Origin of the sequence: Ilumatobacter sp. (assembly GCF_046290335.1) — a bacterium.
In the GTDB taxonomy this organism is placed as follows: domain Bacteria; phylum Actinomycetota; class Acidimicrobiia; order Acidimicrobiales; family Ilumatobacteraceae; genus Ilumatobacter_A.
In genome coordinates this window covers 109022-133689 of sequence record NZ_JBKAGH010000002.1, presented here as the reverse complement: position 1 = coordinate 133689, position 24668 = coordinate 109022, and the positions used below count along the sequence as shown (strand labels likewise).

Annotated in this window: 21 protein-coding genes; 16 read left to right on the top strand and 5 right to left on the bottom strand. The window is 67.5% G+C overall.

What is annotated here, in order from left to right; genetic code table 11:
• Nucleotides 1-292: 292 nt before the first annotated feature.
• The 4 genes from ACE37B_RS09140 to ACE37B_RS09125 all read left to right on the top strand — a co-directional run bounded on the left by ACE37B_RS09140 (nucleotide 293) and on the right by ACE37B_RS09125 (nucleotide 5318).
• Complete coding sequence (locus ACE37B_RS09140; protein ID WP_409923016.1) at nucleotides 293-1747, top strand: diguanylate cyclase domain-containing protein; 1455 nt, start codon at nucleotides 293-295, stop codon at nucleotides 1745-1747.
• Between the two features lie 129 nt (nucleotides 1748-1876).
• Nucleotides 1877-2707: an SDR family NAD(P)-dependent oxidoreductase gene (locus tag ACE37B_RS09135; protein ID WP_409923015.1), complete on the top strand. Its 831-nt coding sequence runs from the start codon at nucleotides 1877-1879 to the stop codon at nucleotides 2705-2707.
• Nucleotides 2708-2710: 3 nt separating this feature from the next.
• Nucleotides 2711-4045 carry a DNA-methyltransferase gene (locus ACE37B_RS09130; RefSeq protein WP_409923014.1) on the top strand — a complete coding sequence of 445 codons (1335 nt, stop codon included), beginning with the start codon at nucleotides 2711-2713 and terminating at the stop codon, nucleotides 4043-4045.
• Between the two features lie 76 nt (nucleotides 4046-4121).
• Complete coding sequence (locus ACE37B_RS09125) at nucleotides 4122-5318, top strand: MFS transporter (protein WP_409923013.1); 1197 nt, start codon at nucleotides 4122-4124, stop codon at nucleotides 5316-5318.
• Nucleotides 5319-5387: 69 nt separating this feature from the next.
• Here the strand turns inward: ACE37B_RS09125 and ACE37B_RS09120 are convergent, their stop codons facing one another.
• Nucleotides 5388-6086, bottom strand: a complete 699-nt coding sequence (locus tag ACE37B_RS09120) for a YaaA family protein (protein ID WP_409923012.1) — start codon at nucleotides 6084-6086, stop codon at nucleotides 5388-5390.
• A gap of 102 nt (nucleotides 6087-6188) precedes the next feature.
• Here ACE37B_RS09120 and ACE37B_RS09115 point away from each other — a divergent pair, with 102 nt between their 5' ends.
• The 7 genes from ACE37B_RS09115 to ACE37B_RS09085 all read left to right on the top strand — a co-directional run bounded on the left by ACE37B_RS09115 (nucleotide 6189) and on the right by ACE37B_RS09085 (nucleotide 13608).
• Nucleotides 6189-6389, top strand: coding sequence for a ferredoxin (locus tag ACE37B_RS09115; protein WP_409923011.1), 201 nt, complete (start codon nucleotides 6189-6191; stop codon nucleotides 6387-6389).
• Nucleotide 6390: 1 nt separating this feature from the next.
• Nucleotides 6391-7758, top strand: a complete 1368-nt coding sequence (locus ACE37B_RS09110) for a cytochrome P450 (protein WP_409923010.1) — start codon at nucleotides 6391-6393, stop codon at nucleotides 7756-7758.
• Nucleotides 7759-7813: 55 nt separating this feature from the next.
• Entirely contained in the window at nucleotides 7814-8605 is a 792-nt protein-coding gene (locus tag ACE37B_RS09105; RefSeq protein ID WP_409923009.1) for a class I SAM-dependent methyltransferase, read from the top strand.
• Nucleotides 8606-8681: 76 nt separating this feature from the next.
• The gene (locus tag ACE37B_RS09100) at nucleotides 8682-9383 is read left to right on the top strand and encodes a response regulator transcription factor (RefSeq protein WP_409923008.1); all 702 of its coding nucleotides are present in this window, start codon (nucleotides 8682-8684) and stop codon (nucleotides 9381-9383) included.
• 79 nt (nucleotides 9384-9462) lie between these two features.
• Nucleotides 9463-10869, top strand: coding sequence for an ATP-binding protein (locus ACE37B_RS09095; RefSeq protein WP_409923007.1), 1407 nt, complete (start codon nucleotides 9463-9465; stop codon nucleotides 10867-10869).
• Nucleotides 10870-10920: 51 nt separating this feature from the next.
• Nucleotides 10921-11703 carry a hypothetical protein gene (locus ACE37B_RS09090; protein WP_409923006.1) on the top strand — a complete coding sequence of 261 codons (783 nt, stop codon included), beginning with the start codon at nucleotides 10921-10923 and terminating at the stop codon, nucleotides 11701-11703.
• Nucleotides 11704-11751: 48 nt separating this feature from the next.
• Nucleotides 11752-13608 (top strand): ABC-F family ATP-binding cassette domain-containing protein, encoded by a 1857-nt coding sequence (locus ACE37B_RS09085; protein ID WP_409923005.1) that lies wholly within the window; start codon nucleotides 11752-11754, stop codon nucleotides 13606-13608.
• A 5-nt stretch (nucleotides 13609-13613) separates the two neighbouring features.
• Here ACE37B_RS09085 and ACE37B_RS09080 read toward each other — a convergent pair whose 3' ends face one another.
• Nucleotides 13614-14294 carry a pyridoxamine 5'-phosphate oxidase family protein gene (locus tag ACE37B_RS09080; protein WP_409923004.1) on the bottom strand — a complete coding sequence of 227 codons (681 nt, stop codon included), beginning with the start codon at nucleotides 14292-14294 and terminating at the stop codon, nucleotides 13614-13616.
• A 117-nt stretch (nucleotides 14295-14411) separates the two neighbouring features.
• Between ACE37B_RS09080 and pcrA the strand changes: the two genes are divergently transcribed.
• Nucleotides 14412-16898, top strand: coding sequence for a DNA helicase PcrA (pcrA, locus tag ACE37B_RS09075; protein WP_409923003.1), 2487 nt, complete (start codon nucleotides 14412-14414; stop codon nucleotides 16896-16898).
• 45 nt (nucleotides 16899-16943) lie between these two features.
• Here pcrA and ACE37B_RS09070 read toward each other — a convergent pair whose 3' ends face one another.
• Complete coding sequence (locus tag ACE37B_RS09070; protein WP_409923002.1) at nucleotides 16944-19916, bottom strand: AfsR/SARP family transcriptional regulator; 2973 nt, start codon at nucleotides 19914-19916, stop codon at nucleotides 16944-16946.
• Nucleotides 19917-20076: 160 nt separating this feature from the next.
• Here ACE37B_RS09070 and ACE37B_RS09065 point away from each other — a divergent pair, with 160 nt between their 5' ends.
• On the top strand, nucleotides 20077-20505 hold the full coding sequence (locus tag ACE37B_RS09065; protein WP_409923001.1) for a flavodoxin family protein: 429 nt from the start codon (nucleotides 20077-20079) through the stop codon (nucleotides 20503-20505).
• Nucleotides 20506-20567: 62 nt separating this feature from the next.
• Here the strand turns inward: ACE37B_RS09065 and ACE37B_RS09060 are convergent, their stop codons facing one another.
• The gene (locus ACE37B_RS09060; protein ID WP_409923000.1) at nucleotides 20568-21074 is read right to left on the bottom strand and encodes a hypothetical protein; all 507 of its coding nucleotides are present in this window, start codon (nucleotides 21072-21074) and stop codon (nucleotides 20568-20570) included.
• Between the two features lie 131 nt (nucleotides 21075-21205).
• On the opposite strand from ACE37B_RS09060, the gene ACE37B_RS09055 reads away from it, so the two are divergent.
• The 3 genes from ACE37B_RS09055 to sucD all read left to right on the top strand — a co-directional run bounded on the left by ACE37B_RS09055 (nucleotide 21206) and on the right by sucD (nucleotide 23842).
• Complete coding sequence (locus ACE37B_RS09055) at nucleotides 21206-21613, top strand: cobalamin B12-binding domain-containing protein (RefSeq protein ID WP_409922999.1); 408 nt, start codon at nucleotides 21206-21208, stop codon at nucleotides 21611-21613.
• Nucleotides 21614-21742: 129 nt separating this feature from the next.
• Complete coding sequence (sucC, locus tag ACE37B_RS09050) at nucleotides 21743-22891, top strand: ADP-forming succinate--CoA ligase subunit beta (protein ID WP_409922998.1); 1149 nt, start codon at nucleotides 21743-21745, stop codon at nucleotides 22889-22891.
• Nucleotides 22892-22945: 54 nt separating this feature from the next.
• The gene (gene sucD / locus ACE37B_RS09045; protein WP_409922997.1) at nucleotides 22946-23842 is read left to right on the top strand and encodes a succinate--CoA ligase subunit alpha; all 897 of its coding nucleotides are present in this window, start codon (nucleotides 22946-22948) and stop codon (nucleotides 23840-23842) included.
• A gap of 167 nt (nucleotides 23843-24009) precedes the next feature.
• Here the strand turns inward: sucD and ACE37B_RS09040 are convergent, their stop codons facing one another.
• A complete protein-coding gene (locus ACE37B_RS09040; RefSeq protein WP_409922996.1) occupies nucleotides 24010-24522 on the bottom strand; it encodes a hypothetical protein in 513 nt (170 codons plus the stop codon).
• Nucleotides 24523-24668: the final 146 nt, after the last annotated feature.

Below are 24668 nucleotides of genomic sequence, written 5' to 3'. Positions count from 1 at the left end.
TCCTGTGCCTCCTGCGCCGATCGCATCGACAATCCCGGTCACTTCTCCGCCTCCTGCGCCGATCGCATCGACAACTCCGGCAACTCCTGTGCCTCCTGCGCCGATCGCATCGACAACTCCTCTGGCTCCGATCACCTCGCCGGTTTCGGCGCCTCCCGCGCCGATCGTGCTACGTCCGTCGGCGCCGCGTGCTCCTGGCTCGCCGGCGCCAGCGGTGCCGGCTGCTGCAGGCTCAGCGGTTCCGCCTCCGCCAGGTGCGGTCGTCGGTGACGCCTCCGAGGTCGCGCCAGCGGTGCCCGCAGGGCCAGACGCTGCTCCATCGGAGCCAGCCGACCCGACGGTTCCGCTCGATCGGCTCGTTCCTGGCGACACGGCGGCGGATCCCCGACCCGATCGCACTGCGACGGATCATCGAGCAGGAGCGCTCTCCGATGCTGCGCGATTGGCGCTGCTCGACTCGATGCCCGTCGCGATCTTCGTGATCGATCACCACGCCAACGTGCACTTTGCCAACGACCGCATCGCGGAAATGATCGGGATTCCTCGCGACCAACTGCTCGGGCGCAACGTGCTCGATTTCGTGAGCGTCGCTGACATCGACTTCGTCGCCGATCTCCTCGATGCTGGCACGCGCTTCTCGCAGGTCCTCATGGGTCCGAGTCGGGTGCGCTACCTCGACGTGGTCGGCAACGAGCACTGGACCCAGGTCTGGGCGCACGCCACGCCACCCGAACTCGGTCTGAACGGGTTCGTCGTGACGCTGACGAGCGAGTCGGTACGAGACGTGTTGGCAACGGCGGTGACCTCGGTGGCGATGGAGGACCCGCTCGACCGCACGTTGGCGGCGGTAGCGCTCGCTGCGCGGGCACTCCCGTTCGACGGTCGCGGTGCGATCCTCGCGCTCGACTCCGGTGGCGCGGACGACGCGCAGCGCTTCCGCATGATCGGCGACTGGCCGCTGGACGAGGCGGCGATCAACGCCTTCGGCACGCCGTGGCGCCAAGCGACCGTCGACGGAACCGACGTCGACATCGACGACGTCTCGATCTCCAGCCTCGCTCCTGGAGCGCGGGAGTTGTTGCGCAGCGCTGGTGTCGCAGCGATGTTCGTGCGTCCGATTCGTGACGCCTCCAACGAGATCGCGGGCGTGTTCGTGGTGTTCCGCCGTGAGGTCGGGCCTGCCACCGCCAACCAGAACGACCACCTCGACGACGCATTGCGCCTGGCCGGCTTGGCCTTCGCCCAACGTCGCCGCCGCCTCGAACTCGAACATGCAGCGCACCGCGACGCACTGACAGGTGTTGCCAACCGTGCGGCGTTCAACGAGCGCGTTCGCGTCGAGCGTCGACCCGCTGACGTCTTGTTCGTCGACCTCGATCGGTTCAAGGCGGTCAACGACACCCACGGTCACGACGTCGGCGACAAGGTCATCGCTCTGGCCGCCAAGCGGCTCGGTTCCACCGTGCGTCGCAACGACGTCGTGTACCGGACCGGCGGCGACGAGTTCGTCGTGTTGTGCGAGGAGACCGGCGCCGATCCAGCGGCGAGGATCTGGCTCGCCGAACGGATCATCGAACAGCTCTCGGCGCCCTATGACATCGGCGATCTTCGGGTGAGTATCGGCGCCACGGTGGGGATCGCCGCGATCGGTGATCGGTCGCTGGTGGATACGGTGCGCGCCGCTGATCAGTCGTTGTATCGAGCCAAGGACGCCGGCCGGGCCCGCTGGGCCCACGACGGCGCCTGACTGTGCCATCGCACGTGGCGGGCTCGACAGTGCAGCGGCGACGACCGTGATGTGCTCGCCTTGGTGACGTCCTCGCGCGGACTGCGCCCTATCGACCACTGATCGCGCGGCATTCTCTAGATTGGTTCGATGGCTGAGACTGTTGGGGTGGTCGATCGCGGCAACGTTGCGGTGATCACGGGAGGAGCGAGTGGCATCGGGCTCGCGGTGGCGGAGGCGCTCCTCGAGCGAGGGATGCGGCTCGTGTTGGCCGACATCGACGAACCGAAGCTGCGAGATGTCGAAGCGCGCCTGACCGAAGCCGGTGGCGAGGTCGCCGGGGTCATCTGCGACACCGCGAGCGAATCCTCGGTCACCGAACTCGCCGAGGCCACCCTCGACCGTTTCGGTGGAGCGCACCTGTTGTTCAACAACGCGGGCATCGCCGGCATCGGCGACGCCTGGTCCGGTGATTTCGCCCTGTGGGAGCGCGTCGTCGGCATCAACCTCTACGGCGTCGTCCACGGCATCCGCTCGTTCCTGCCGATCATGTCTGAACAGGGCCTCGGCCACATCGTCAACACGGCGTCGATGGCGGGGCTCGTCGCACTTGCGGGAGCCGCTCCCTACAACGCGACCAAACACGCGGTGGTGGCGATCAGCGAAGGGCTGTATCTCGAGCTCGCGTCGACGGGTTCCGCGGTCGGGGTCAGCGTGCTGTGCCCTGGATTCGTCAAGACCGACCTCATGTCGAAAGAACCCGATCACGTCGACAGCCCGATCGGCGAACTCATCGGTGAGGTGCTGACGGCCGGCGTCGAGACCGGGATTCCGGCAAGTGACGTCGCGGCTGCAGTCGTGGGAGCGGTCGCCGATGGCCGGTTCTGGATCCTCACCCACGAGGAGATGCGGTCGCTGCCCGTCGAACGGATGCAACGCGCAGCCGATCAGGTCAATCCTCCACTGCTGGGCGAAGGCTGACCGATGGGTACCTCGACTTCGGCCTTCGGCGTTGGCAAGCGCGAATCGCACGACGCCACCGATTTCTACGCGCGGTTCGCGCCGCCCGTGATCAGCGACGACGACACGCTCGGCAACCCGGGTCGTGTCGACACGATCCACGTGGGTGACGCGCGTGATATGTCACAGGTGCCGGACGCGTCCGTCGCGCTCGTCGTCACGTCACCGCCGTACTTCGCCGGCAAGGAGTACGAGACCGCGCTGGGCGAAGGCCACGTGCCCGCCGACTACATCGAGTACCTCGACATGCTCCGCGACGTCTTGCGCGAGTGTCTTCGGACGCTGGAGCCGGGCGGTCGCCTCGTCGTGAACGTCGCGAACCTCGGACGCAAGCCGTATCGGAGTCTGGCAGCCGACGTCACCACGATCCTGCAGGACGACCTGCGCATGCTCCTGCGCGGCGAGGTCGTGTGGCAGAAGCAGCGCGGCGCGAGTGGTTCGTGCGCATGGGGCTCGTACCAGTCGCCGGCCAATCCAGTGCTGCGCGACACCACCGAGCGATTGATCATCGCGAGCAAGGGACGTTTCGATCGCGTCGGCCGCGGCGACGACGGCCGCGGCGGCGACGGCCGGGCGACGATCCCCGGCGACGAGTTCATGGAAGCGACGCTCGACGTGTGGGAACTGCCCGCCGAGAGCGCGACGCGTGTCGGGCACCCCGCCCCGTTCCCGGTCGCGCTCGTCGAGCGCTGCCTGCACCTGTTCACCTACGAAGGCGACGTCGTGCTCGATCCGTTCATGGGTTCGGGCACCACCGCGGTGGCCGCCAAGCGGACCGGGCGTCGTTACGTCGGCTACGACACCGACGGCGCGTACGTGCGCCAGGCCCAGGCGCGCGTCGACTCGCTCGCGCCGACCGATCTGCCCGACCGACGCACGGTCAAGGAGATGGCGCGGACGCTGCTGACCGAGTGCGGCTTCACGACGCTCGAGGACAACGCGCGCATCGCCCCCGGCGTGACCGTCAGCGTGCGTGCACGCCGAGACGACGGCGTGGAGCAACTCGTCGAGTTCGGCGGCGTGCACACGCCCGCTCGCCCGGGTATGGCGCGCATCGAGAACGTGTGGAAGACGATCGCGAAAGCGTCGATCTTGCGCGAAAGCGATCCGTCGGCGTCGCTCGTCGTGGTGACTTCGGGGACGGTCCGAGGTGGTGCGCTCGCCACGGTCACCGGGCCGGGCAAGCCGATCGCCGCGGTGATCGACATGACGCTGGATGACGCGTTCGACCGACTGAACCGAGCGGTCGCCGACGCGCACGAGTATCGCGATCGATCCGGCGCATCCGGCGTCGGGTGATGGACTCCCCGTCCGGGGCGCACGGTCCGGTGACGGTCCGGTGAATGGTCCGGTGAATGGTCCGGTGAATGGTCCGGTGAATGGGCCGGTGGTCAGCCCGGGTCCTGGCGACAATCGGGCGCTGCTCTCGGTCGCGACACAGTTCTTCGTCAACGGCCTCATCGTGGCGTCGTTCGTCCCGCGTCTGCCCGAGATCCGCGATCGCATCGACATCTCGACCGGCACGCTCGGTGCACTCCTCGCACTCGGCAGCATCGCCGGGCTGGGAGGAAGCGCGAGCGTCGGTCGGTTGATCGAACGATTCGGAACCCGCCTCGTCCTCATCGCCGGAGCGATCGTGCTCGTCGGGTCGCTGGCGATGATCGGCCTCGCGACGACACCGTGGCTGCTGTTGCTCGGCCTCGCCACGTTGTCGTGGATGGACGTGCTCGTCGACTCCGCGATGAATCTGCAGGGATCGTGGATCAGTGGGCGCCGGTCGGTTCCGGTCATGAACCGGCTCCATGGACTCTGGAGTCTCGGCACCGTCGTCGGCGGGGTGGTCGCGTCCCGAGCCGCAGCGGCGGGCGTGTCGTTGCAGACGCATCTGCTGGTGGCGGCCGGACTCCTCCTGCTCGTGGTGGTGTTCGTCGGACGTGGGCTCCTGACCGTCGACGAACACGTGGGAGACGACGGTTCCGACCTCGACCCGGAGCGTGTTGCCGCGACCAGTACGTCGAGGCGCCCCGGGAAGCGGGCGCTGCTGGTGCTGCTCGGCCTCGCGAGCGGCTGCTCGATCGCGATGGAGATGACGTCGAGCGATTGGGCGGCGTTTCGGTTGAGCGACGACTTCGGCGCCACGGCGGGGGCCGCCGGGCTGGCGTACGTCGCATTCACCGTGGGCATGACTTCCGGTCGTTTCGGAGGCGACTGGGCCGTTGGCCGTTTCGGCGCGCAGCGCGTGTTCGACGTGGCGATCGCGGTGACGGTCGTCGCGCTGGTGGTCGCGTCGTTTGCGCCGGCCGAGTGGATGGTGATCGTCGCGTACGTCGTCGCCGGACTCGGTGTCGCCACCCAGTTCCCCAAGATCTACGACGACGCAGCGAAGTTCCCGGGGCGACCCGGTGCTGGCCTCGGTGCGTTGACCGCCGGGTCTCGCATCGCCCTGCTGGTGACGCCAGCGGTGGTCGGCGGTCTCGCAGCCACCAGTTTGTCCGTCGGCGCCGCCACGGCGTTCGTCACCATCCCCGCCGCCGCGATCTTCGTCGTCGTGTCCCGCGCCGCCGCCCGCTGACCCTGTCTCCCCGGGCGTATCGGTTTGTCTCTGAGACAAACCGATACGCCGAGCAGCGGGTTGGCGTCGTCAGTTCAGCAGGGTGACGGAGAGTTCGAAGCGGTCGTCGTTCCAGCTGTCGATCACGTCGAGTCCGTTGCGCAAGATCATGGCGGCGAGCGATCCCTTCGCCGCCTTCGCGAAGTGCCCGCCCGGCTTGCCGGTCGGATCGACGAACTCGATCGAGACGCCCCGCAAGCCGGTATCTGGGATCCAGGCGGCGCGGTGCTCCTTGGGCAGCAGGTCGACGATCACCCGAGGGCGCTTCGCTGTGCGCCCTGCCGCGTAGCGGTTGAGCGACGCCGAAACGTCGTCGCGCCACCAGGTCGACAGCTTCCCCAGCGGAGAGAGGTTGGCGCCCATCTTCAGGCGATAGTCGGGCACCGGATCGTCGCCGCGGACGACGCCGAGCAGGCCCGAGACGACCAGGATGCGTCGCCGTTGCGCAGCGTCGAGCGACGCCGGGTCGAGGTGATCCCAGACGACACCGGTGTAGCGCTGCCAAGCCGGCAGGGTCGCGGCGCCGAGCAGCGTGGCGTTCGCCGATTGCGCCCGGGTCAGGTGGTCGCCACCGACGCCGAGCAACTTCGGGTCGCCGCCGCCGCACGCTGCCAGCGCGTCGACGACGGCCCGTCGCCGTGGTGCCAGCGCGTCGAACGATCCCGAATCTTCTGACCACCTGACGCCATTTCCTCCCAAGGCCTTGCCTTCCGATGGCGGAAGCAGCAAGATTGGAACAGTGTTCGAAAAAGTTCGGGGAAGCATCGACACGTCGTTGATTCTGGCCCGACCGACCCTCGCCGGCGAATTGTCGGACGAGTCAGGAGAATGATGCAGATCCATCTCGATGCCGAGAAGTGTCAGGGCCACAACCGGTGCTACGCCCTGGCGCCCGAGTTGTTCGACGTCGACGACTACGGGCAGGCCGTTCTGCTTCAGGACGGAGAGATTCCTGCCGATCTGCATGACAAGGCCCGCCTGGCGGCTGCCAACTGCCCTGAGTACGCCATCACGCTGACGGAGACGATCTGACATGACCGACACTGCGAGCCCTGCGACCACCGATCCCGCCGACCCGACGTCGGCAAACGAGTCGGGTGACGCCGTCGGCTACGGCGAACGCCTGCCGATCTTCGGCGACTCCCCCGAAGGCACCGACGTCTGGCAGCGAGTGCCGTACGACCCCGACGACTACGGGCCGGTGACCGACTTCGCCGGCGACTTCGATCACGCCGACCCGGGCTACAACCCGAACGCCCCACAGGTGTGGAAAGAGCTGCGCGAGTCGGGATGCCCGGTGGCGCACTCCGATCGCTACGGGGGCATGTGGGTGCCGATCACGCACGACACCGTGCACGAGGTCGCCTACGACACCGATCACTTCACCAGCCGCTCGGTGGTCGTCGCGGTCGGCCGCCCTGGCGATCTCGCGATGCCGGCGCCGATCGGGGCGGTGCCTCCGATCTCCAGCGATCCACCGTTCCACGGCGTGGCTCGCCGCCTGCTGCTGCCGCCATTCGCGCCGAAGCAGATCGAACCGTGGGAGGACGAGGTGCGCGTGCTGTGCCGCCGCCTCCTCGACCGGATGGGAGAGATCACCCCCGGCGAGACGATCGTCGACGCTGCCGTCCAGTACGCACAGCACATTCCCGTCAACGTCATCGGGCGCATGCTCGGGTTCCCCGAGGAGGACGAGGACCTCTTCCGCGAGTTCGTTCACGCCGCGCTCGAGACCATCAACCAGGAGCCCGGCACACGTACGGGACTCGACGAACTCGGCAAGTACATCGGTGAGCAGATCGCCGATCACCGTGAGAACCCTCGCGACGACTTGACGAACTACTTGCTCAACGTCGAACTCGACGGCAACAAGCTGAGCGACGACCACGTCGGTGGCTCGATCGTCCTCCTGCTGATCGCCGGGATCGATACGACGTGGTCGGCGATCGGTTCGTCGCTGTGGCACCTCGCGCAACATCCCGAGGATCGTCAGCGCCTGGTCGACGATCCCGAGGTGATGACGTTCGCGATCGAGGAGTTCCTTCGCGCCTATGCGCCGGTGACGATGGCTCGAATGGTCGCCAAGGATCACGACTTCCACGGTTGTCCGATGAAGAAGGACGACTGGGTGTTGCTGCCCTTCCCTGCAGCGAACCGTGACCCGAAGCAGTTCGAGGATGCCGACACGTTCATCATCGATCGTGAAGCCAACCGCCACGCCGCATTCGGGCTCGGCATCCACCGATGCCTCGGCTCGAACCTGGCCCGCCTGGAGTTGAAGGTGGCGATCGAGGAGTTCGTCGCTCGGTTCCCGAACTTCGAACTCGCCGGCGACACCCGATGGTCGGTCGGTCAGATTCGCGGGCCCCGCGAACTGCCGGTCCGCATCCTGGCGTCCTGAGCCGCACGGGAACGACGAACCGCATCGATCGATTCCGAGTGTCCCGATCCACACCGTGAGTGCAGCCGCCCAGCGTTGGTCGGATGCGCTCGCGGCGTGGACGATTCCAGCATCGATCCTCGACCAGGCGCCGCAGTCGCCGTGGCGTCACGAAACGGCCACGTTCGTCGTCGACGAGACGCTCGATCGTGAGGTGCAGTCGGCGCGTGTGGCGCGCGAGGTGCTTCCAGCGGCGAGTGGAACGGTGCTCGATGTCGGCTGCGGAGGGGGCCGAGCTGCGATGTCGCTCGTCCCTCCGGCCGAACGCGTCATCGGCGTCGACGCGGACCCGAGGATGCTCGCCGAGTTCACGTCGGCGGCGGCGAGCGTCGGCGCACGTTCGATGACGATCGAGGGTCGCTGGCCGGACGTGGCCGTCGACACGCCCGTCGCCGACGTCGTGACGTGCCATCACGTCGCGTACAACGTCGCCGACATCGAGCCCTTCCTGATGGCGCTCACAGCGCATGCGAGGCTCGCCGTCGTCATGGTGCTGCCGACCCGCCATCCGCAGACCGCGTTCAACGCAGCGTGGAAGCACTTCTGGGACCTGGATCGCCCGACCTCCCCGACCGACGACGATCTCGTCGCAGTCCTCGCCGAGTTGGGTATCGAGGTCGAACGTTGGTCGATGCCCCGCCCACCGCTGGCGAGCGCGACGGCAGATCCGGCGACGCGAGTTCCGACGCTTCGCCGGCGGCTGTGTCTGAGCGAGGACCGCGACGACGAGATCGCCGAGTACCTCGAGTCGGCTGAGCCGTTGTGGGCGTCGACCCACACCGTGCTTCGCTGGCCCGGCCAACCGTGAGCAGCCACTGCGTGCCTCCGACGGGCGCGTTGCGGATTCACACGGAACTCTCACCTCGGCGGGCAAGACTGCTGAGATGAGCGGTGTGGGATCGGTACTGATCGCGGAGGATGACCGCGCGGTTCGCGAGTCGTTGCATCGAGCGCTCGAACTCGAGGGCTACATCGTGCACTCGGTCAAGAACGGAGCCGAAGCGCTCGAGGCGGTCGCCGCCCTGACCCCTGATGCCGTGCTGCTCGACGTGTCGATGCCGATCGTCGACGGGCTGACCGTGTGTCGTGTCGTGCGTTCCGAGGACAACCGGGTGCCGATCCTGATGCTCACCGCCCGCACGGAGACGAGTGACCGAGTCGCTGGCCTCGATGCCGGCGCCGACGACTACCTGCCCAAGCCCTACGACCTCGACGAGTTGTTGGCGCGGTTGCGGGCGTTGCTACGTCGGTCGTCGTATCACCAGCCCGACCAGGCCGACCACATCGACATCGTCATCGGTGACCTTCGCCTCGACGTGCGCGGGAGACGGGCGGTGCGGGGAGCCAGGGAGATCGAGCTCTCGAAAACCGAGTTCGACCTGCTCGAACTCTTGGCGGTCAACGTCGGCATCGTGCTCGATCACACGCTGATCTACGAGCGGATCTGGAACTACGACTTCGGGCCGGACTCGAAGAATCTGGCCGTCTACATCGGCTACCTGCGCCGCAAGACCGAGGCTGACGGTGAGCCTCGGATCATCCACACCGTTCGCGGCGTCGGCTACACCCTGCGAGCGGCGTCGTGATCGCCATCCGCCCCGACCCGGCGTATCCGGTTTGCTCAGAGACAAACCGATACGCCGAGTCGGGGATCGGAGGGTTGCGGTGAGTCTGCGGTGGAAGATCGCCATTGCGTTGGCGTCGGTCGGCGTGGTGATGACCGCCGCACTCGGACTCGTCACGTACCGATCGACCGAGCAGCGACTGATCGACGAGATCGATCAGTCGATCTCGCAAGCCGCGCAGATCCTCGTCGTGGCGAACGAGCGGCTGCCGCCCCGCCGCGGCACGTTCGACCTCTATGCGGTCCGTCGACTCGATCGGGATGGTCGCGTGGTCTCGTCGACGTTCGACGAGGACGTTGCTGTCGATCGTCGGGTCGTGGCGTCCGTCGTCGACCGACGCGGGGTCGTCGTCTCGACGGTCGAGGCGGCAACGGACGAACGATTTCGGCTTCACACGTTCAGCGCGGTCGGCGGTGCGGTGCAAGTGGGTCGGTCGCTGGCGGAAACCGACGCCGTCCTGCGCGATCTCGGACGCCGAACGATCGGGCTGGTCGCAGCATCGGCCATCTTCGCTGCGCTGGCGGGCTGGCTCATCGCCAATCGCGTGGCCCGCCCACTGCGTCGGCTCGCCGCGTCGGCGGACGAGGTCGGCGCCACCGGCCGCCTCGACGTCCCGATGCCGAAGGGCGCCGAACGCGGAACCGACGAAGTCGGGCAACTGGCGCGGGCGTTCTCGTCGATGCTCGGCGCACTCGGGCGGTCCCGCGCGGAGCAGGAACGGCTGGTGCAGGACGCAGGCCACGAGCTGCGCACACCGCTCACGAGCTTGCGCACGAACCTGGCGGTGCTGCGACGCCACCCCGACATGGACGTCGCGATGCGTGACCGGATCGTCAGCGACCTCGACGGCGAGGTGACCGAGCTGACCGACCTGGTCAACGAACTGGTGACGGTCGCGTCGGGGGAGCTGTCGGCACAGCCGGCAGAGGATCTCGATCTCGTCGACCTCGCGACGCGCGTGGCTGAGCGTGTCGGCCATCGACGCCAGCGCGAGATCCGCGTCGAGGCCTCGGGGCTGGTCTTCGTCTCGGCGCCGCGTGCGGGCATCGATCGCGCCATCGCGAACCTGCTCGAGAACTCCTGCAAGTTCGACGGCAGCGGCCAGCCGATCGAGGTCAGCGTCGGGACGGATCCAGGCGTTGCAGGCTCGGCCGGATCAGCGGGTCGAGCGTTCGTGCGGGTCGCGGACCGCGGCCCGGGCATCCCCGTCGACGATCTCAGTCGCATCTTCGACCGCTTCCACCGGACCGAGGCGACTCGGTCGATGCCCGGCTCGGGTCTCGGCCTGGCGATCGTCCGTGACGTGGTGACGGCGCACGGCGGTGAGGTGTCGGCGACCAATCGGGAGGGCGGAGGAGCGATCATCGGCTTCGACCTGCCGCTGGCGGTCGTGCCGCTCGATGTGTCGCCCGACACGCTGCCCGACGCGGCGCCGAGCGAACTCTGACCGAGCTCTTACCTGCGTCCTGCTCCCCTCTCACCCGAGTCGGAGATCGTGATGACTGCGGAACACAACCGCTTCCACCAACTACCAACTCGCAACCTGGAGCAGATCATGAACGAGCAGCACATCACCAATCCGTCGCAAGGCCCCACCCTCGGCAACCGACGCACACCCCTCGGCCGCCGGGCGAGCCTCGCCCTCGGCGTGTCGGCCGGCCTGATCGGCGGCGCTGCCGTCGGTCTCACCCTCGGCATTCCGGGGATGACCTCGGCGGCATCGCCCGACGCGGCGTCGGCGGCGGACCTCGCCGTGCCGGCCGTGGTCGCGCAAGCCGACGAGACGACCGACGACGCAGCGACAGACGTCGACCGCACGGCACGGATGACCGAGCGGATCCGCGAATCGCTGGACACCCTCGTCGACGACGGCACGATCGACGCAAGCCAGGCCGACGCCGTCGCCGCCCACCTCGCAGCGCAGGCGCCCGATCGCGGTGGCCCGGGCGGCCACGGTGGTTCGGGAGGCCACGGCGGCCCGGGCGAGGGACGACCCGGTCGCGGCGGCGGGATGCTCGGGAGCGGCGTCCTGACCGAACTGCTCGGCCTCGAACGCAGTGAGATCGCCGAGCAGCTCCGTGACGGTTCCACGCTCGCCGAGATCGCCGAGGCGAACGGCGTGACGTCCCAGGAGTTGGTCGATGCCCTGGTGGCCGAGTCGACCGAGCGGGTCGACGCTGCCGTCGAGGCCGGTCGCCTCGATGCCGACGATGCCGCCGAGAAGCTCGCCGAGATCACCGAGCGCGTCACGGAACGCATCGAGCAGAGCAACGCCGACTGAATCAGCACCCTCGTCGTCACACGCAGATCACGCTCCTAGCATCGGAGCGTGATCTGCGTCGACGCGTCCGGGGTCCGTTTGGCGCAACCCGACAAGGTGCTCTTCGACGGACTCGATGTCACCATCTCGCGCGGTGATCGCGTCGCCGTCGTCGGTGTCAACGGGTCGGGCAAGACGACCTTGCTGCGCATCCTCACCGGAGCGCTGCGGCCCGATTCCGGCGAGGTTCGTTTCGGACGCGGCGTGCGGATCGCGATGCTGGAGCAGGACCCTCTACTGCCTCCGGGCACCGTCGCCGACTACTTGGGCGACGGTTGGGAAGTTGCTGCGGTCGCGACGTCGCTCGGGGTGCTCCCACTGTTCGACCGGCCCACCGATCAGTTGTCGGGCGGTCAGGCGAAGCGAGTGGCGCTCGCGAAGATGCTCGCGGAGAACGGTGTCGGCGCGGCGGCCGAGCACGACATGATCGTGCTCGACGAGCCCACGAACCATCTCGATCTCGAGGCGATCGAGTGGCTCGAGGCGCGGCTGGTGTCGATGTCTGCGGCACTCGTCCTCGTGACGCACGACCGCCACGCGCTCGATCGGCTGACGACGCAGGTCGGTCCCAGCAAGGTCGTCGAGCTCGATGCTGGGCGGGCGTTCGTGCACCAGGCAGCGAAAGGGTCGAGCGCGTATGCGACCTATCTCGACGCTCGAGCGGAGCGTGTCGATCGAGAGGCGAAAGAGGAGTCGACGCGCAAGATCCTCGCTCGCAAGGAGTTGGCCTGGCTTCGCCGTGGCGCTCCGGCTCGTTCGACGAAACCCAAGGCTCGACTTCGCTCCGCCAACGAGATCGTTTCGGGAGGTCCACGCGATCTCGGCGTGCGAGGCAACGATCTCGAACTCGGTGCTGGCTCGACTCGACTCGGCAATCAGGTGGTCGAACTCGTCGGCGTCGGTCAACGCTTCGCCGTCGATGGGAGCGATGCGGTCACCGTGTTTCGCGATGTCGATCTGGTGATCGAACCGGGGGCGCGGCTGGCCGTGGTCGGCCCGAACGGATCGGGAAAGACGACGCTGCTCGACATCATCGCCGGGCGTCGTGCGCCCGCGCTCGGACAAATGAAGGTCGGCAGCACGGTGGTCGTCGGCTACGCCGATCAGCATGCTGCATCGCTCGACCCGGACATCACGGTGCGTCAGATGGTCGCTGGGCCGCTACGTGAACCCGACCACGAGGACAAGGCGTTGCTCGAGCGGTTCTGGTTCGATTCGACGGCGCAGTATGCGCCGACACGGATGCTCTCGGGCGGGGAGAAGCGCCGTCTGCAACTGGTGATGGTCTTGGCGCGCAAACCGAATCTCCTGATCCTCGACGAGCCGACCAACGATCTCGATCTGGACACGCTGCGGTCGCTGGAGGAGTTTCTCGACGACTGGCCCGGTGCGGTGGTCTTGGCGAGTCACGATCGTGCGTTCCTCGATCGTGTGGCCGATCACGTGCTGGCCATCGAGCCCGGCGGGACGATGCGCCGGGTGCCGGGCGGCGTCACGGGTTGGCTCGAGGAACGATCGACCCGTCGATCCGCCTCGCCGGTGCGCACGACGAAGGTGGCGGATGCAGCGACGTCGAGTTCGGCCGGGGCAGGTGCTTCAGGTGGGGGCGTCGCGGCGGGTTCGCGCGGCAAGCAGAAGCAGGCATCGTCCGGCCCGAGCCCGTCGACGATCGGTCGACGCCTCCGTGAGACCGAGCAGGCGATGGTGAAAGCGCAGAAGCGTGTCGACGACCTGCATGCCGAGTTGGCATCGACCGCCGATCACGTGGTGCTCGCGCAGCGAGGTGAGGCGTTGGCCGTGGCGCAAGGCGAACTCGACGAGCTCGAAGCTCGTTGGCTGGAGTTGGCCGAGTTGCAGGACGGCTGAGCCGCTCAGCGCGACGGGTGCGCGTCGGTTCCGGCGAGGGCCGCGACCCCGGGTGGCACCGGCGGGTTCCCGCGCAGGTCGCGGGCTGCGTCGGGCCGACCCCATCGGGTCTCCAACGGGACGACACCGGCCCAGTGCGGTCCGTCCAGGTCGATGTCTTCGTCGATGGGGTCGCCGGAGCGGACCTTCGCCGACGATTCCGCGAGCGGAATCGAGAGGACGAGCGTCGCTCGTAGATCGCTGTTGCTCGGGGGGCGGGCGTCGGCCCAGGTCGGCGTCACGTGGTCGTTGATCACCCGCAGCGCGGCGAGTTTCGCATCCGGTTCGCGGATCGCACTGGCCATGCCGCGGACGACGACGCTGCGGTAGTTCATCGAGTTGTGGAACGGCGTCCGTGCGACGACCAGGCCGTCGACGATCGTGACGGTGAGACAGACGTCGAGTGACTCACCGACGCGCATCATCGCGTTGGCGAGCGCCCCGTGGATCAGCACCTCGGCGCCGGCGGCGCCGTCGCGGACGCCATAGGCCATCGGCAACACGATCGGCCCGTCGTCGGTCGTCACCCCGACGTGCGCGATCACGCCGGCCGACAGCACCGAACGAACCGTGTCGGCGTCGTAGGCGGCGCGCGCCGCACCGCGCCGAACGGTCGTGCGAGGAGAGGGAGCGTGGGCGGCGGGCATTCCGGAAACGTAGCGGCCAGCGACGCGCTGGCGCAGTGGGGTTTTCGCGAGCCCGAAGCGAGCCGGAAGCCAGACAGCGGACGGGTCGTGACACCGGATCTCTAGAGTGGGGCTCACATGAGTGATGAGCAGTTGTTCGCCGACGTGCCGCACCCGGCGGAGGTCGGTATCGAGCCTCCACCCGCCAGCGACGATCACGGTGATGATCATCCCGGTGAGCATCCGGCTGATGGTCCGTTCGGGGATCGCCAGGTTCCGGGCGGCGCGGGGCCGTCGCCTTTCGCGCAGGGGCTCAATCCCGATCAACTCGACGCCGTCGTACACGAGTCCGGGCCGTTGCTCGTCGTGGCCGGGGCGGGTTCGGGCAAGACGAGGGTCCTGACGCATCGCATCGCGCACTTGATTCATCAGGGCGTGCACCCGTCCAAGATCCTGGCGATCACGTTCACGAACAAGGCAGCGTCGGAGATGCGCGACCGAGTGCGCGAGTTGGTCGGGCCGGTGGTCAAGACGATGTGGGTCTCGACGTTTCACTCGGCGTGCGTCCGCATCCTTCGCGCCAACGCCGAAGCGATCGGCTATCCGCGCCAGTTCTCCATCTATGACGCCGCCGATGCGAACCGTTTGACGTCGTACGTGATCCGCGACCTCGGCCTCGATTCGAAGCGGTTCACCCCGCGCGGCGTGCACGCGATCATCTCCCTGAAGAAGAACGAACTGGTGAGCCCGGAGACGATGGCGGCCGAAGCGGCCAACATCTTCGATCGCAAGCACGCGGAGGTCTACGCCGAATACCAGGCTCGACTGCTCAAGGCCGGAGCGATGGACTTCGACGACCTGCTCACCAACGTGGTGCGCCTGTTCAACGAGCACGGCAACATCCTCGAGCACTATCGGGAACGATTTGCGCACATCCTCGTCGACGAGTTCCAAGACACGAACCAGGCGCAGAACGAGATCGTGCTGCTGCTCGCCGGTGGCCATCAGAACGTGTGCGTCGTCGGTGACACCGATCAGTCGGTGTACAAGTTCCGCGGGGCCGACTTTCGCAACATCATGCAGTTCGAGGACGCGTTCCCCGACGTCACGACCGTCGTGCTCGATCAGAACTATCGGAGCACGCAGACGATCCTCGACGCGGCCAACGCCGTCATCGATCACAACCAGGAGCGCAAACCGAAGTCGCTGTGGACCGACGCCGGCGCCGGTGATCGGATCGTTCGCCATCACGCCGAAGACGAAGGCGACGAGGCCACCTTCGTCGCCACGACGGCGCAGCAACTCCATCTCGACGACGGCGCCGACTGGCGTGACATCGCGGTGCTGTATCGCACCAACGCGCAGAGCCGTGTGATGGAAGAGGCCTTCATGCGCGTCGGCGTGCCCTACAAGGTCGTCGGCGGCACACGCTTCTACGACCGCCGCGAGGTGAAGGACGCGATGGCGTACCTACGAGCGGTCGTCAACCCTGCTGACGAGGTCTCGGTGAAGCGGGTGCTCAACGTGCCCAAACGCGGCGTCGGTGACGCCAGTGTCGACAAGCTCGACGCGTTCGCCGCAACCGAAGGAGTCGCGTTCGTCGACGCGCTCCGGCGCAGCGACGAGGCCGGCATCACCGGCAAGGCCGTGCGAGGGATCGCATCGTTCGTCGAATTGCTCGACCATCTCGCGCTCGTCGCCGACGACGACGATCTCGGCCCGGGCGACGTCCTGCAGGCCGCACTGGAAGGCTCGGGATACTTGGCCGAGTTGGAGGCCGAAGACACGATCGAGGCGCACACGCGCATCGAGAACCTCGGTGAGCTCGTCGGCTCGGCGCGAGAATTCACGGTGATCGACGAGTTCATGGAGCAGGTCGCCCTCGTCGCCGACACCGATCAACTCGACGACGACGATCAGGTCGTGCTGATGACCTTGCACTCCGCGAAGGGTCTCGAGTTCCCGACGGTGTTCCTGGTCGGTGTCGAAGAAGGAGTGTTCCCGCACATCCGATCGCTCACCGAGCCGGCCGAGATGGAAGAGGAACGACGGCTCGCGTACGTCGGCATCACCCGGGCGATGCGTCGCCTCTACATGTCGCACGCATGGAGTCGCCAGTTGTTCGGATCGACGCAGTACAACCCGCCGTCGCGCTTCTTCGACGAGATTCCCGGCGAACTGATCGAGTCGACCGGCAACGTCTCGGGGCGCTCGTCGTACGGCCGTCAGAGCTATCGCAGTCGTGACTCGGGATACAGCGCCGGGTACGACTCGGGGTACAACGTGCCGGCGTACAAGCGGGCGCGCCCCGACGACGAGATGGGCGGGATCGACATCAACGCCGACATCAACGGCGACGCAGCGCACGACTCCGCAGCCGAGCAGGAGCGGCACAAGGAGCGGGTGGTCGACGCCGCACTTCGCGCCGGCCGGAGGGCCGTGGAGCCGTCGAACAGCCAAGAGCTCGGACTCAGCGTGGGCGACACGGTCGAGCACCCGGCATTCGGCTCGGGCACGATCATCGCGGTCGACGGCGAAGGCGAGAAAGCCGAGGCGGTCATCAACTTCCGCGGGGTCGGCCTCAAGCACCTGTCGCTCGCGTGGGCTCCGCTCAAGAAGGTCTGACCCGGTGACTGGTGGAACGTGGCCTGGGCCCGTTCCTCACGACGGTCATGAAGCCTGGTGCGCTCCGGACGTCCAGTAGTCGAGGGCGTGATGAGCGGGCAGGGCGGCGGCATCGTCCTCCGGAAGGACTCGCGTCCAGAAATCCTGGAGCACGCCGAACCAACCGGCGTCGTCGGTGGTGCCGCGTTGTGCCGACAGCCGTTCGGCGATCACGCCCAGCAACAGCACGTCGCGCACGACGACCGCGCCGAGGAGTTCTTCGGCCAGGCTCGATTCGCCGCGACTGGAGGCAAGCAGACCGAACGTGGCTCGGATCTCGTCGGCTCGACCCCAGACGGCGGCGGGCCGCAGCCCGCGCATGCACGTCGCCAGTTCGCCGGTGGCGCTTGCAGCGTCGCCGGTGTCAGCCCGGATGATCGCCCGGTACAGGTCGACGATGTAGTGCCACTCGTCGGTGCTGGCGCGGCTGACCCAGGCGTCGGTTGCGTCTCGCGCTTCGTCGATCCGGCCCGCCATGAGGAGTGCGAGTCCGTGACCGGACTCTGCGACCAGACGCAGTCGACCGGGCCGCTCGGCTCGACCGAGCGCCTCGCCGAAGCGTGCCGCGGCCGACTCGTAGCGTCGGAGGTTGAACTCGAGGTGGGCGGGGTACAGCGCGCAGATCGCGAGATTGGCCTCGCGCGACGCCGATCGTTCTGCAACCGATTGGGCGATCGCGTTGAACTCGGCCGCGGTCAGTGGGGCCGGCGACAGCGCGCTCCACATGCCCATGAACGACGCAACGGCGGGGATCCAGTCGTGCGGTCGGTCGTCGGCGAGCTCGATCGACTGCATCGCGAGGTCGGTCAGGTCGTCGAGCAAGCCGAGTGCGTGTGACGCAGACAAGAGCATCGCGGCGGCTGCGCTGCGCGCTGATCGAGACACGTCGGTGTCGTCGACCAGCGGGCGCAACCACCGCACGACTTCCTGCGCGAATCCGTGGTTGATCCACATGCCGGTCGCTCGCACCGCCAACCACGCCAGTTGCTCGGTGCGTCCGCTCTCGTCGAGTCGGCGCAACGCGACGGCCAGATTGTGGCGTTCGAGCAGGAGCCCGGCGCTGGCGTCGGCCCAGACGTGGGTGTCGGCGATCGGCCAGCGTTCGGTGTAGTCGATCATCCATCGAACGAGTCGATCCTCGAACGCCTCCACGGCGCTGCGCTCCGCGAGCCGGTCGTGCGCGAATCCATGGACGGGCTCAGGCATCGTGTAGCGGGCGCCAGGGCCGGATCCTGTCATCGTGACGAGGCCGTGCCCGACCAGAACGGCCAGGTCGGCTGCAAGGGGCCGGTCGCTCTCGCAGACCGTCTCAGCGGCATCGATCGTGCATCCGCCACGAAATGTCGACAAGCGCGCCAGCAATTCCTGCTGGTGCGGGCTCAGTCGATCCCACGACCAGAACATCAGCGTTTCGAGCGTGTGCATCGCGTCGTCGGATCGTCGACCCTGGGTGGTCGTGTTGGACGCGAACGCCGCGACACCGGTCAAGCGCTGCAGGAGCCCGGGAAGTGTGACGTCGCCGAGTTGGGCCGCAGCGAGTTCGATCGCCAGCGGGTGTCCCCCGAGCAGCCGGGCGATCGCCGCCATGTCGGCGAGATCGTCGGCGGTGGGTCGGGCGGTGAGGTGCGGGCTCGCCCGGTCGATGAACAGCGCCGCCGCCGGCGTGGTGATCGTCGGGTCATCGGACGACGCCAGGGTCGCGAGTCGGGCCACGTGTTCGTGGGCGCAGTCGAGCGGCAACCGACTCGTCGTGAGAATCGTCGCGCCGGGCGCGGCCGCGACGATCGCATCGACGAGTTCGCGGCACGCTTCGAGCAGATGCTCGCAGTTGTCGAGGACGAGGAGGAAGGTCTGAGCACGAACCGATCGGGCCAGGGCCGCTGCGTCGATGCGAGCGACCGACGACGGGACCCCGATGGTCGTCGCGACGGCCGATGCGACGAGCGTCGGATCGGTGATGCTCTGCAGGCCGACGCGGTGGACGTCGTGTCCCGACGTCTCGATGGTCCGAGCCACCTGCAGAGCGACGCGGGTCTTGCCGACGCCACCGAGCCCGATGATCGAGACGACGCGGTTCGTCTCCAACAGCCGATCGAGGTCGGCGAGGACGTCGGCGCGTCCGATGAGTCGATTCCTCGCCGCTGGGATGCCATCGTGCGCGGCATCCCCGTTGGCAGTGAGCTGCGCCCCGGTGTCGAGCACTCCCAAGATCTCGGACTCGAGGTCGGAGATCCGCTCGCCGACGTCGAGCCCGGCTTCGCGGTGGGAGCGTCGAGCGCGGCGACCAGCGCGCAATGCGTCGGCCGAACGGCCCGTTCGGTGCAGTGCTGTCATGAGCGCCGCCCACAGCCGTTCGTCGAGCGGACGTTCCGACAGGACCGATTCGAGCACGGAGGTGAGTTCGTCGTACCGGCCAGCGCGGATCCAATGGTCGCTGACAGCGTGGACCACGGCGGAGCGGAGTTCGTCGTGCACCGTCGTCTGGGGACGAGCGGTGCGCACGTCGGCGAGATGGGGATTCGGGCCCACTTCGGCGATGGCGAGACCGACCGCGAGCCGGTCGTCGAGCGGGTCGGTCTCGTCGTCGATGTCGTCGTCGGTCTCGTCGTCGATGTCGCCGCTGCGATACGCGAGTTCGAGGATGTCGCGCACGACGTCGACATCGAGTTCACCGTCGTCGACATGGATCCGATAGCCGGCGTGTGCCGTCGTGATTCGTCCTCGGTGGACGCCGAGCGCCGCCCGTAGATCTGCGATGAATCGAGCGATCGAGTTCGCGGCGTTCTTCGGTTGGTCGTCGTCCCAGATGAAGTCCGCCAGCGTCGACGTGGTCACCGTCCGATTCGGCTCGAGCAAGAGGCGAATCAGCACGAGGCGGGGGCGGGCGCGCAAGTCGACGGGTACGCCGCCGATCCGTACCGTGTCCGGTCCCAGGACGCTCCACGCGATCGGCTGATCCTCCTGCAGAGTGCTCGACATTGCTGGGCACCCTACGCGGCGTCGCCTCGATCCGCTGAGGCCGAACCAGTCGTCGATCGCCGGGCGCTCGTCGTCAGCCGCTGGTAGGAACTTCCGGTTGCAATCGCGGGAGCGGCGACGACATGCGGTTGGGGTGACGCGACGTGGCAGACTGTGCGACGTGAAGGCAGCGATTCTGGTCGAGAGTTTGACGGGCAACACGTGGAAGGCGGCCGAGCAGACCGCTGACCTCTTGCAGCAGGAGCGGTGGACCATCACCGGTCTGTCGAAGGTGAAGCAGCCCGACCTCGCCGCGATCCAGGCGGCCGACCTGATTCTCGTCGGCACCTGGGTGCACGGCGCGTTCGTGTTCGGTCAAGCGCCGTGGGCGATCAACAACATCGCCAACCTGCCGGCGATGCGTGGCAAGAAGGCGGCCGCCTTCTGCACGTTTGCGCTGCATCCCGGAAAAGCACTCGATCGTCTGACCATGGCCGTGGGTGACACCGGGGCGTACGTGGTCGGGGGTCTGGCGATGAGCCGCAGCAAGCTCGACGAGCACAGCGAGATCTTCGCGTCCCGGCTCGTCGACTCGATGTCGGCCGCCTGACGCCTGCCAAGACGACAGAGTGGGTCTGACCCACTCTGTCGCTCGTCTCGCTCGACCTTGGGTCAGTTCTGGCTGAAGGCGCTGAGATCGAGGTAGAGCAGGCGTCGATCTTGCACGACCGGGCGCACGTCCTCGGTCGGCGGTGACAGCTCGGTCACGTCGAGTTCGTTGCCGTCGCAGTCGATGAACGTCGCGGTGCCACGAACTTGGGTGACCGGGCAGTCCGGTCGGTCCGGAGGGAACGCGTAGTACAACCGCCAGCCGGTCGTCGGGTCATCGCCCTCGTGATCGACGACGAGGGAGCGCTCGCCGCTGATCGTCGACAACTCGGGGAACAGCAAGGGTCCGTCTTCGGCGACGTTGCTCGCCCGACCGGTCACCGAACCGAGATCGAGGCGAGACGGCGCCAGTCGGTCCGACGGCTCGTTGTCGCCGGACGCCAGGTACGCGGCGATGCCCCACGTGAAGAGCCCGAGCACGACGAAGAACGCGAGTCCCGCCGCGACGGGGACCACCGCTCGAGCGAAGGGCGTTCGAAGACGCGGGCCGGAATCTCGTCGTTGGACCACGACGCCAGTCTGGCGACATTCTCGGCCGCTCGCGCATCGCTGCCAGCACAGCACCCGGCGTAGTGTCGGATACGGCGTCGGGCAGCACGGAGTTGGAGTCGGCGTCGCTCCGTTGCGTAGGGTTGGCGCTCGTGGAGCGCCCCTATCGCATCGTCGTCGCAAAGCCCGGTCTCGACGGGCACGATCGCGGAGCCAAGACCATCACGCGTGCGCTGCGGGATCACGGTTTCGAGGTCATCTACACGGGGCTGCACCAGACCCCCGAGCAGATCGCCGAGACCGTGCTGCAAGAAGACGCCGACGGCGTCGGCCTCTCGTTGCTGTCCGGCGCACACCTCACGTTGTTCCCGCGGGTGATGGAGGAACTGCGCAAACGAGACCTCGACGACGTGATGGTGTTCGGCGGTGGGGTCATCCCCGACAATGACGTGCGCATCCTCAAAGAGCAAGGCGTCGCCGAGGTGTTCGGCCCGGGCTCCTCGCTGCGTGAGATCGGCGAGTGGCTCGAAGCCACGCTCGACGCGCGCGAGAACGCCTGACCCATCTCGCTCACGCTTCGGCGGGTTGGGGTCTCGTGGGCCTGCGCGCCTAACCTCAGCCCGACCCTCGGCGCGCGCCGAGCGCCGTTCCGACACGCCGGCGTTCCCGGCAGAAAGCAGTGACCTGACGTGGATCTCTTCGAATACCAGGGCAAGCAGTACTTTGCCCGCTACGACATTCCCGTGAGCCCAGGCGGGCCGGCCGACACCGTCGACGAGGCCGTCGCCGCGGCGAACGCGGCCGGGTATCCCGTCGTCGTCAAGGCGCAGGTGCAGGTCGGTGGCCGCGGCAAGGCCGGCGGCATCCAGTTGGCCGACGACGAAGCGGCCGTTCGCGAGCATGCTGGCAACATCCTCGGGATGGACATCAAGGGCCACGTCGTGCGTCGACTCTGGGTCGAGCGGGCCTCCGACATCGACGAGGAGTACTACGTCAGCTTCACGCTCGACCGTGCGGCGAAGAAGCATCTGATGATGCTGTCGGCCGAGGGGGGCGTCGAGATCGAGACGGTCGCGGAGGAGAACCCCGATGCGATCGTGAAGCTGCACATCGATCCGGTCGACGGCCTCGACGCGGCGACGGCTCGCCAGGCGTGCGTCGACGCGAAGTTGCCGGAGCGTGCCCTCGACGGCGCGACCGACATCATCGTCAAGCTGTACCGCTGCTACACCGAGGGCGACTGCGATCTCGCAGAGATCAACCCGCTCATCCTCAAGCCGACCGGTGAAGTGCACGCCCTCGACGCCAAGGTCACGCTCGACGGCAATGCCGAGTTCCGCCATCCCGAGTGGGAAGCCTTCAAGGGGCTCACCGAGATGGACGAACGCGAGAAGATGGCGGCGGAGAAGGATCTCCAGTACATCGGCCTCGACGGCACCGTCGGCATCATCGCCAACGGCGCCGGCCTCGCCATGTCGACGCTCGACGTGGTCAACCAGGTCGGCGGGTCGGCCGCCAACTTCCTCGACATCGGCGGCGGCGCCAACGCCGACGTGATGGCGGGTGCACTCGAAGTGATCAACTTCGACGACAACGTCAAGTCGATCTTCATCAACATCTTCGGTGGCATCACCCGCGGCGAAGAGGTCGCCAAGGGCATCGTCGAAGCGATGGGCCGCGTCGACCTCAAGGCGCCGATCGTCATCCGCCTCGACGGCACCAACGCCGAAGAGGGACGACAGATCCTGCTCGATGCGGGCATTCCGGAATCGAAACTGCGCTCCGAGTCGACCATGCTCGCCGCCGCCAACACCGTCGTCGCGCTGGCGAACGGCTGACCCGACCGCACCACCGACGCACGCAGAACGAACGTAGAGAGAGAATCGATTCAGATGGCAATTTTCGTCAACGAAACCACCAAGGTCCTCGTTCAGGGACTCACCGGCGGGCAGGGCAAGTACCACGGCCTACGTAACCGCGACTACGGCACCCAGATCGTCGGCGGCGTGACCCCCGGCAAGGGCGGCCAGGATGTCGACGGCATCCCGATCTTCGACTCGGTCGCCGACGCGGTCGCGGCAACCGGCGCGAACGCGTCGTTCGCCGCCGTGCCGCCGAAGTTCGCTCCGGCAGCGATCCTGGAGGCCGCCGAAGCGGGCATCGGGTTCGTCGTGTGCATCACCGAGGGCATCCCGGCTCAGGATGAGGCGCTCACCTACAACCGCCTGATCCGCGAGTTTCCGAACACGCGGCTGCTCGGCCCGAACTGTCCGGGCATCATCAGCCCGGGCAAGTGCAACATCGGCATCACCGCCGGCGAGATCGCTCCGGCACCGACGGCTGACGGCCCCAACGTGGGCATCGTGTCGCGTTCGGGCACGCTCACCTATCAGGCGCTGTACGAGTTGAAGCAGAAGGGGATCGGCGTGTCGACGTGTGTCGGCATCGGCGGCGACCCGGTGCCGGGCACCAACTTCATCGACTGCCTGGCCGAGTTCGAGGCCGACCCGGAGACCCACGCGATCATGATGATCGGCGAGATCGGTGGCTCAGCGGAGGAGGAGGCTGCGGAGTTCATCCGTGCCAACGTCTCCAAGCCGATGAGCGCCTACATCGCCGGGGTGACCGCACCGGCCGGCAAGAAGATGGGCCATGCCGGCGCCATCGTGTCGGGCGGCAAGGGAACCGCGCAGGGCAAGATGGATGCGCTCGCTGCCGCTGGCGTCAAGGTCGGGCTGAACCCGACCGAAGCCGGCGAGTTGATGGCCGACATCGTCGCCACGCTCTGATCGACATCGGCGCGACGTGAGCGACTCAACCGTCACGCCGCGACCGCAAACGGCCCGGCTGATGCATCAGCCGGGCCGTTGTGCTTTTCTGGAGTGCTGATCGAGAGCACGTGAGCGACCGAATCGCGTCAGCGGCGGGTCGGCGCTCACGCCTGTCGCAGAGTGCTCTACTGTGCGGGAGGCGGCGGGGGAGGCGGCGTCGAGTCGTCGCCGTCGAAGGCGTCCTTGAGCTTGTCCATGTCGGTCAGGTCGGACAGCTGTCCGCCACCAGCCTGGAAGTTCATGAACGCTCCGGCGAGCGCAACGGCGGCCCAGACGAGACCGCCGTACATGCCGATGCCGCGATCGGCTTCGACGCCGAACCCGAGATCTCGGCCGCCGAGGATGACGCGCAGCAACATCAGCAGCGTGGCGAGGCCGGCGCCGCCGAGGAAGATCAGGCCCCACGGCTGGGTCTCCGGAAGCTTGCCGATGGCCTTGAGCAGTGCGAGCACGCCGACGGCGACGACGAGCAACCAGGCGATGCCGCCGGTGAAGAAGTAGTTGAATGGGCTGTCTCCGGAGCTCGACGCGCCGAATGCGCTGACGGTCGACCAGGGCAGCAGGAAACCGAGGATGAGCATCGCGACGCCACCCCCGACCATGAGCCAATCGGATGTCTTGAATTTACTGAAGTCCATGGGTGCCCTCCTGAGGCTGCTTTCGTCATTGCGACGGTGTCGACCGTAGACGATGCGCGTTACCCGAGCGCGCGAATTCTCGTCAGTGTTGCGGTTGGATGACGCCCAGAGCTGGTTCGATGCGCGGCGCCTGGAGTGCATCGCGA

Coding starts and splice junctions, on each gene's coding strand:
- ACE37B_RS09090 (WP_409923006.1), top strand. CDS start 10,921: ATGACTGCGGAACACAACCGCTTCCACCAACTACCAACTCGCAACCTG.
- ACE37B_RS09070 (WP_409923002.1), bottom strand. CDS start 19,916: ATGTCGAGCACTCTGCAGGAGGATCAGCCGATCGCGTGGAGCGTCCTG.
- ACE37B_RS09115 (WP_409923011.1), top strand. CDS start 6,189: ATGCAGATCCATCTCGATGCCGAGAAGTGTCAGGGCCACAACCGGTGC.
- pcrA (WP_409923003.1), top strand. CDS start 14,412: ATGAGTGATGAGCAGTTGTTCGCCGACGTGCCGCACCCGGCGGAGGTC.
- ACE37B_RS09135 (WP_409923015.1), top strand. CDS start 1,877: ATGGCTGAGACTGTTGGGGTGGTCGATCGCGGCAACGTTGCGGTGATC.
- ACE37B_RS09080 (WP_409923004.1), bottom strand. CDS start 14,294: ATGCCCGCCGCCCACGCTCCCTCTCCTCGCACGACCGTTCGGCGCGGT.
- sucD (WP_409922997.1), top strand. CDS start 22,946: ATGGCAATTTTCGTCAACGAAACCACCAAGGTCCTCGTTCAGGGACTC.
- ACE37B_RS09100 (WP_409923008.1), top strand. CDS start 8,682: ATGAGCGGTGTGGGATCGGTACTGATCGCGGAGGATGACCGCGCGGTT.
- ACE37B_RS09110 (WP_409923010.1), top strand. CDS start 6,391: ATGACCGACACTGCGAGCCCTGCGACCACCGATCCCGCCGACCCGACG.
- ACE37B_RS09130 (WP_409923014.1), top strand. CDS start 2,711: ATGGGTACCTCGACTTCGGCCTTCGGCGTTGGCAAGCGCGAATCGCAC.
- ACE37B_RS09040 (WP_409922996.1), bottom strand. CDS start 24,522: ATGGACTTCAGTAAATTCAAGACATCCGATTGGCTCATGGTCGGGGGT.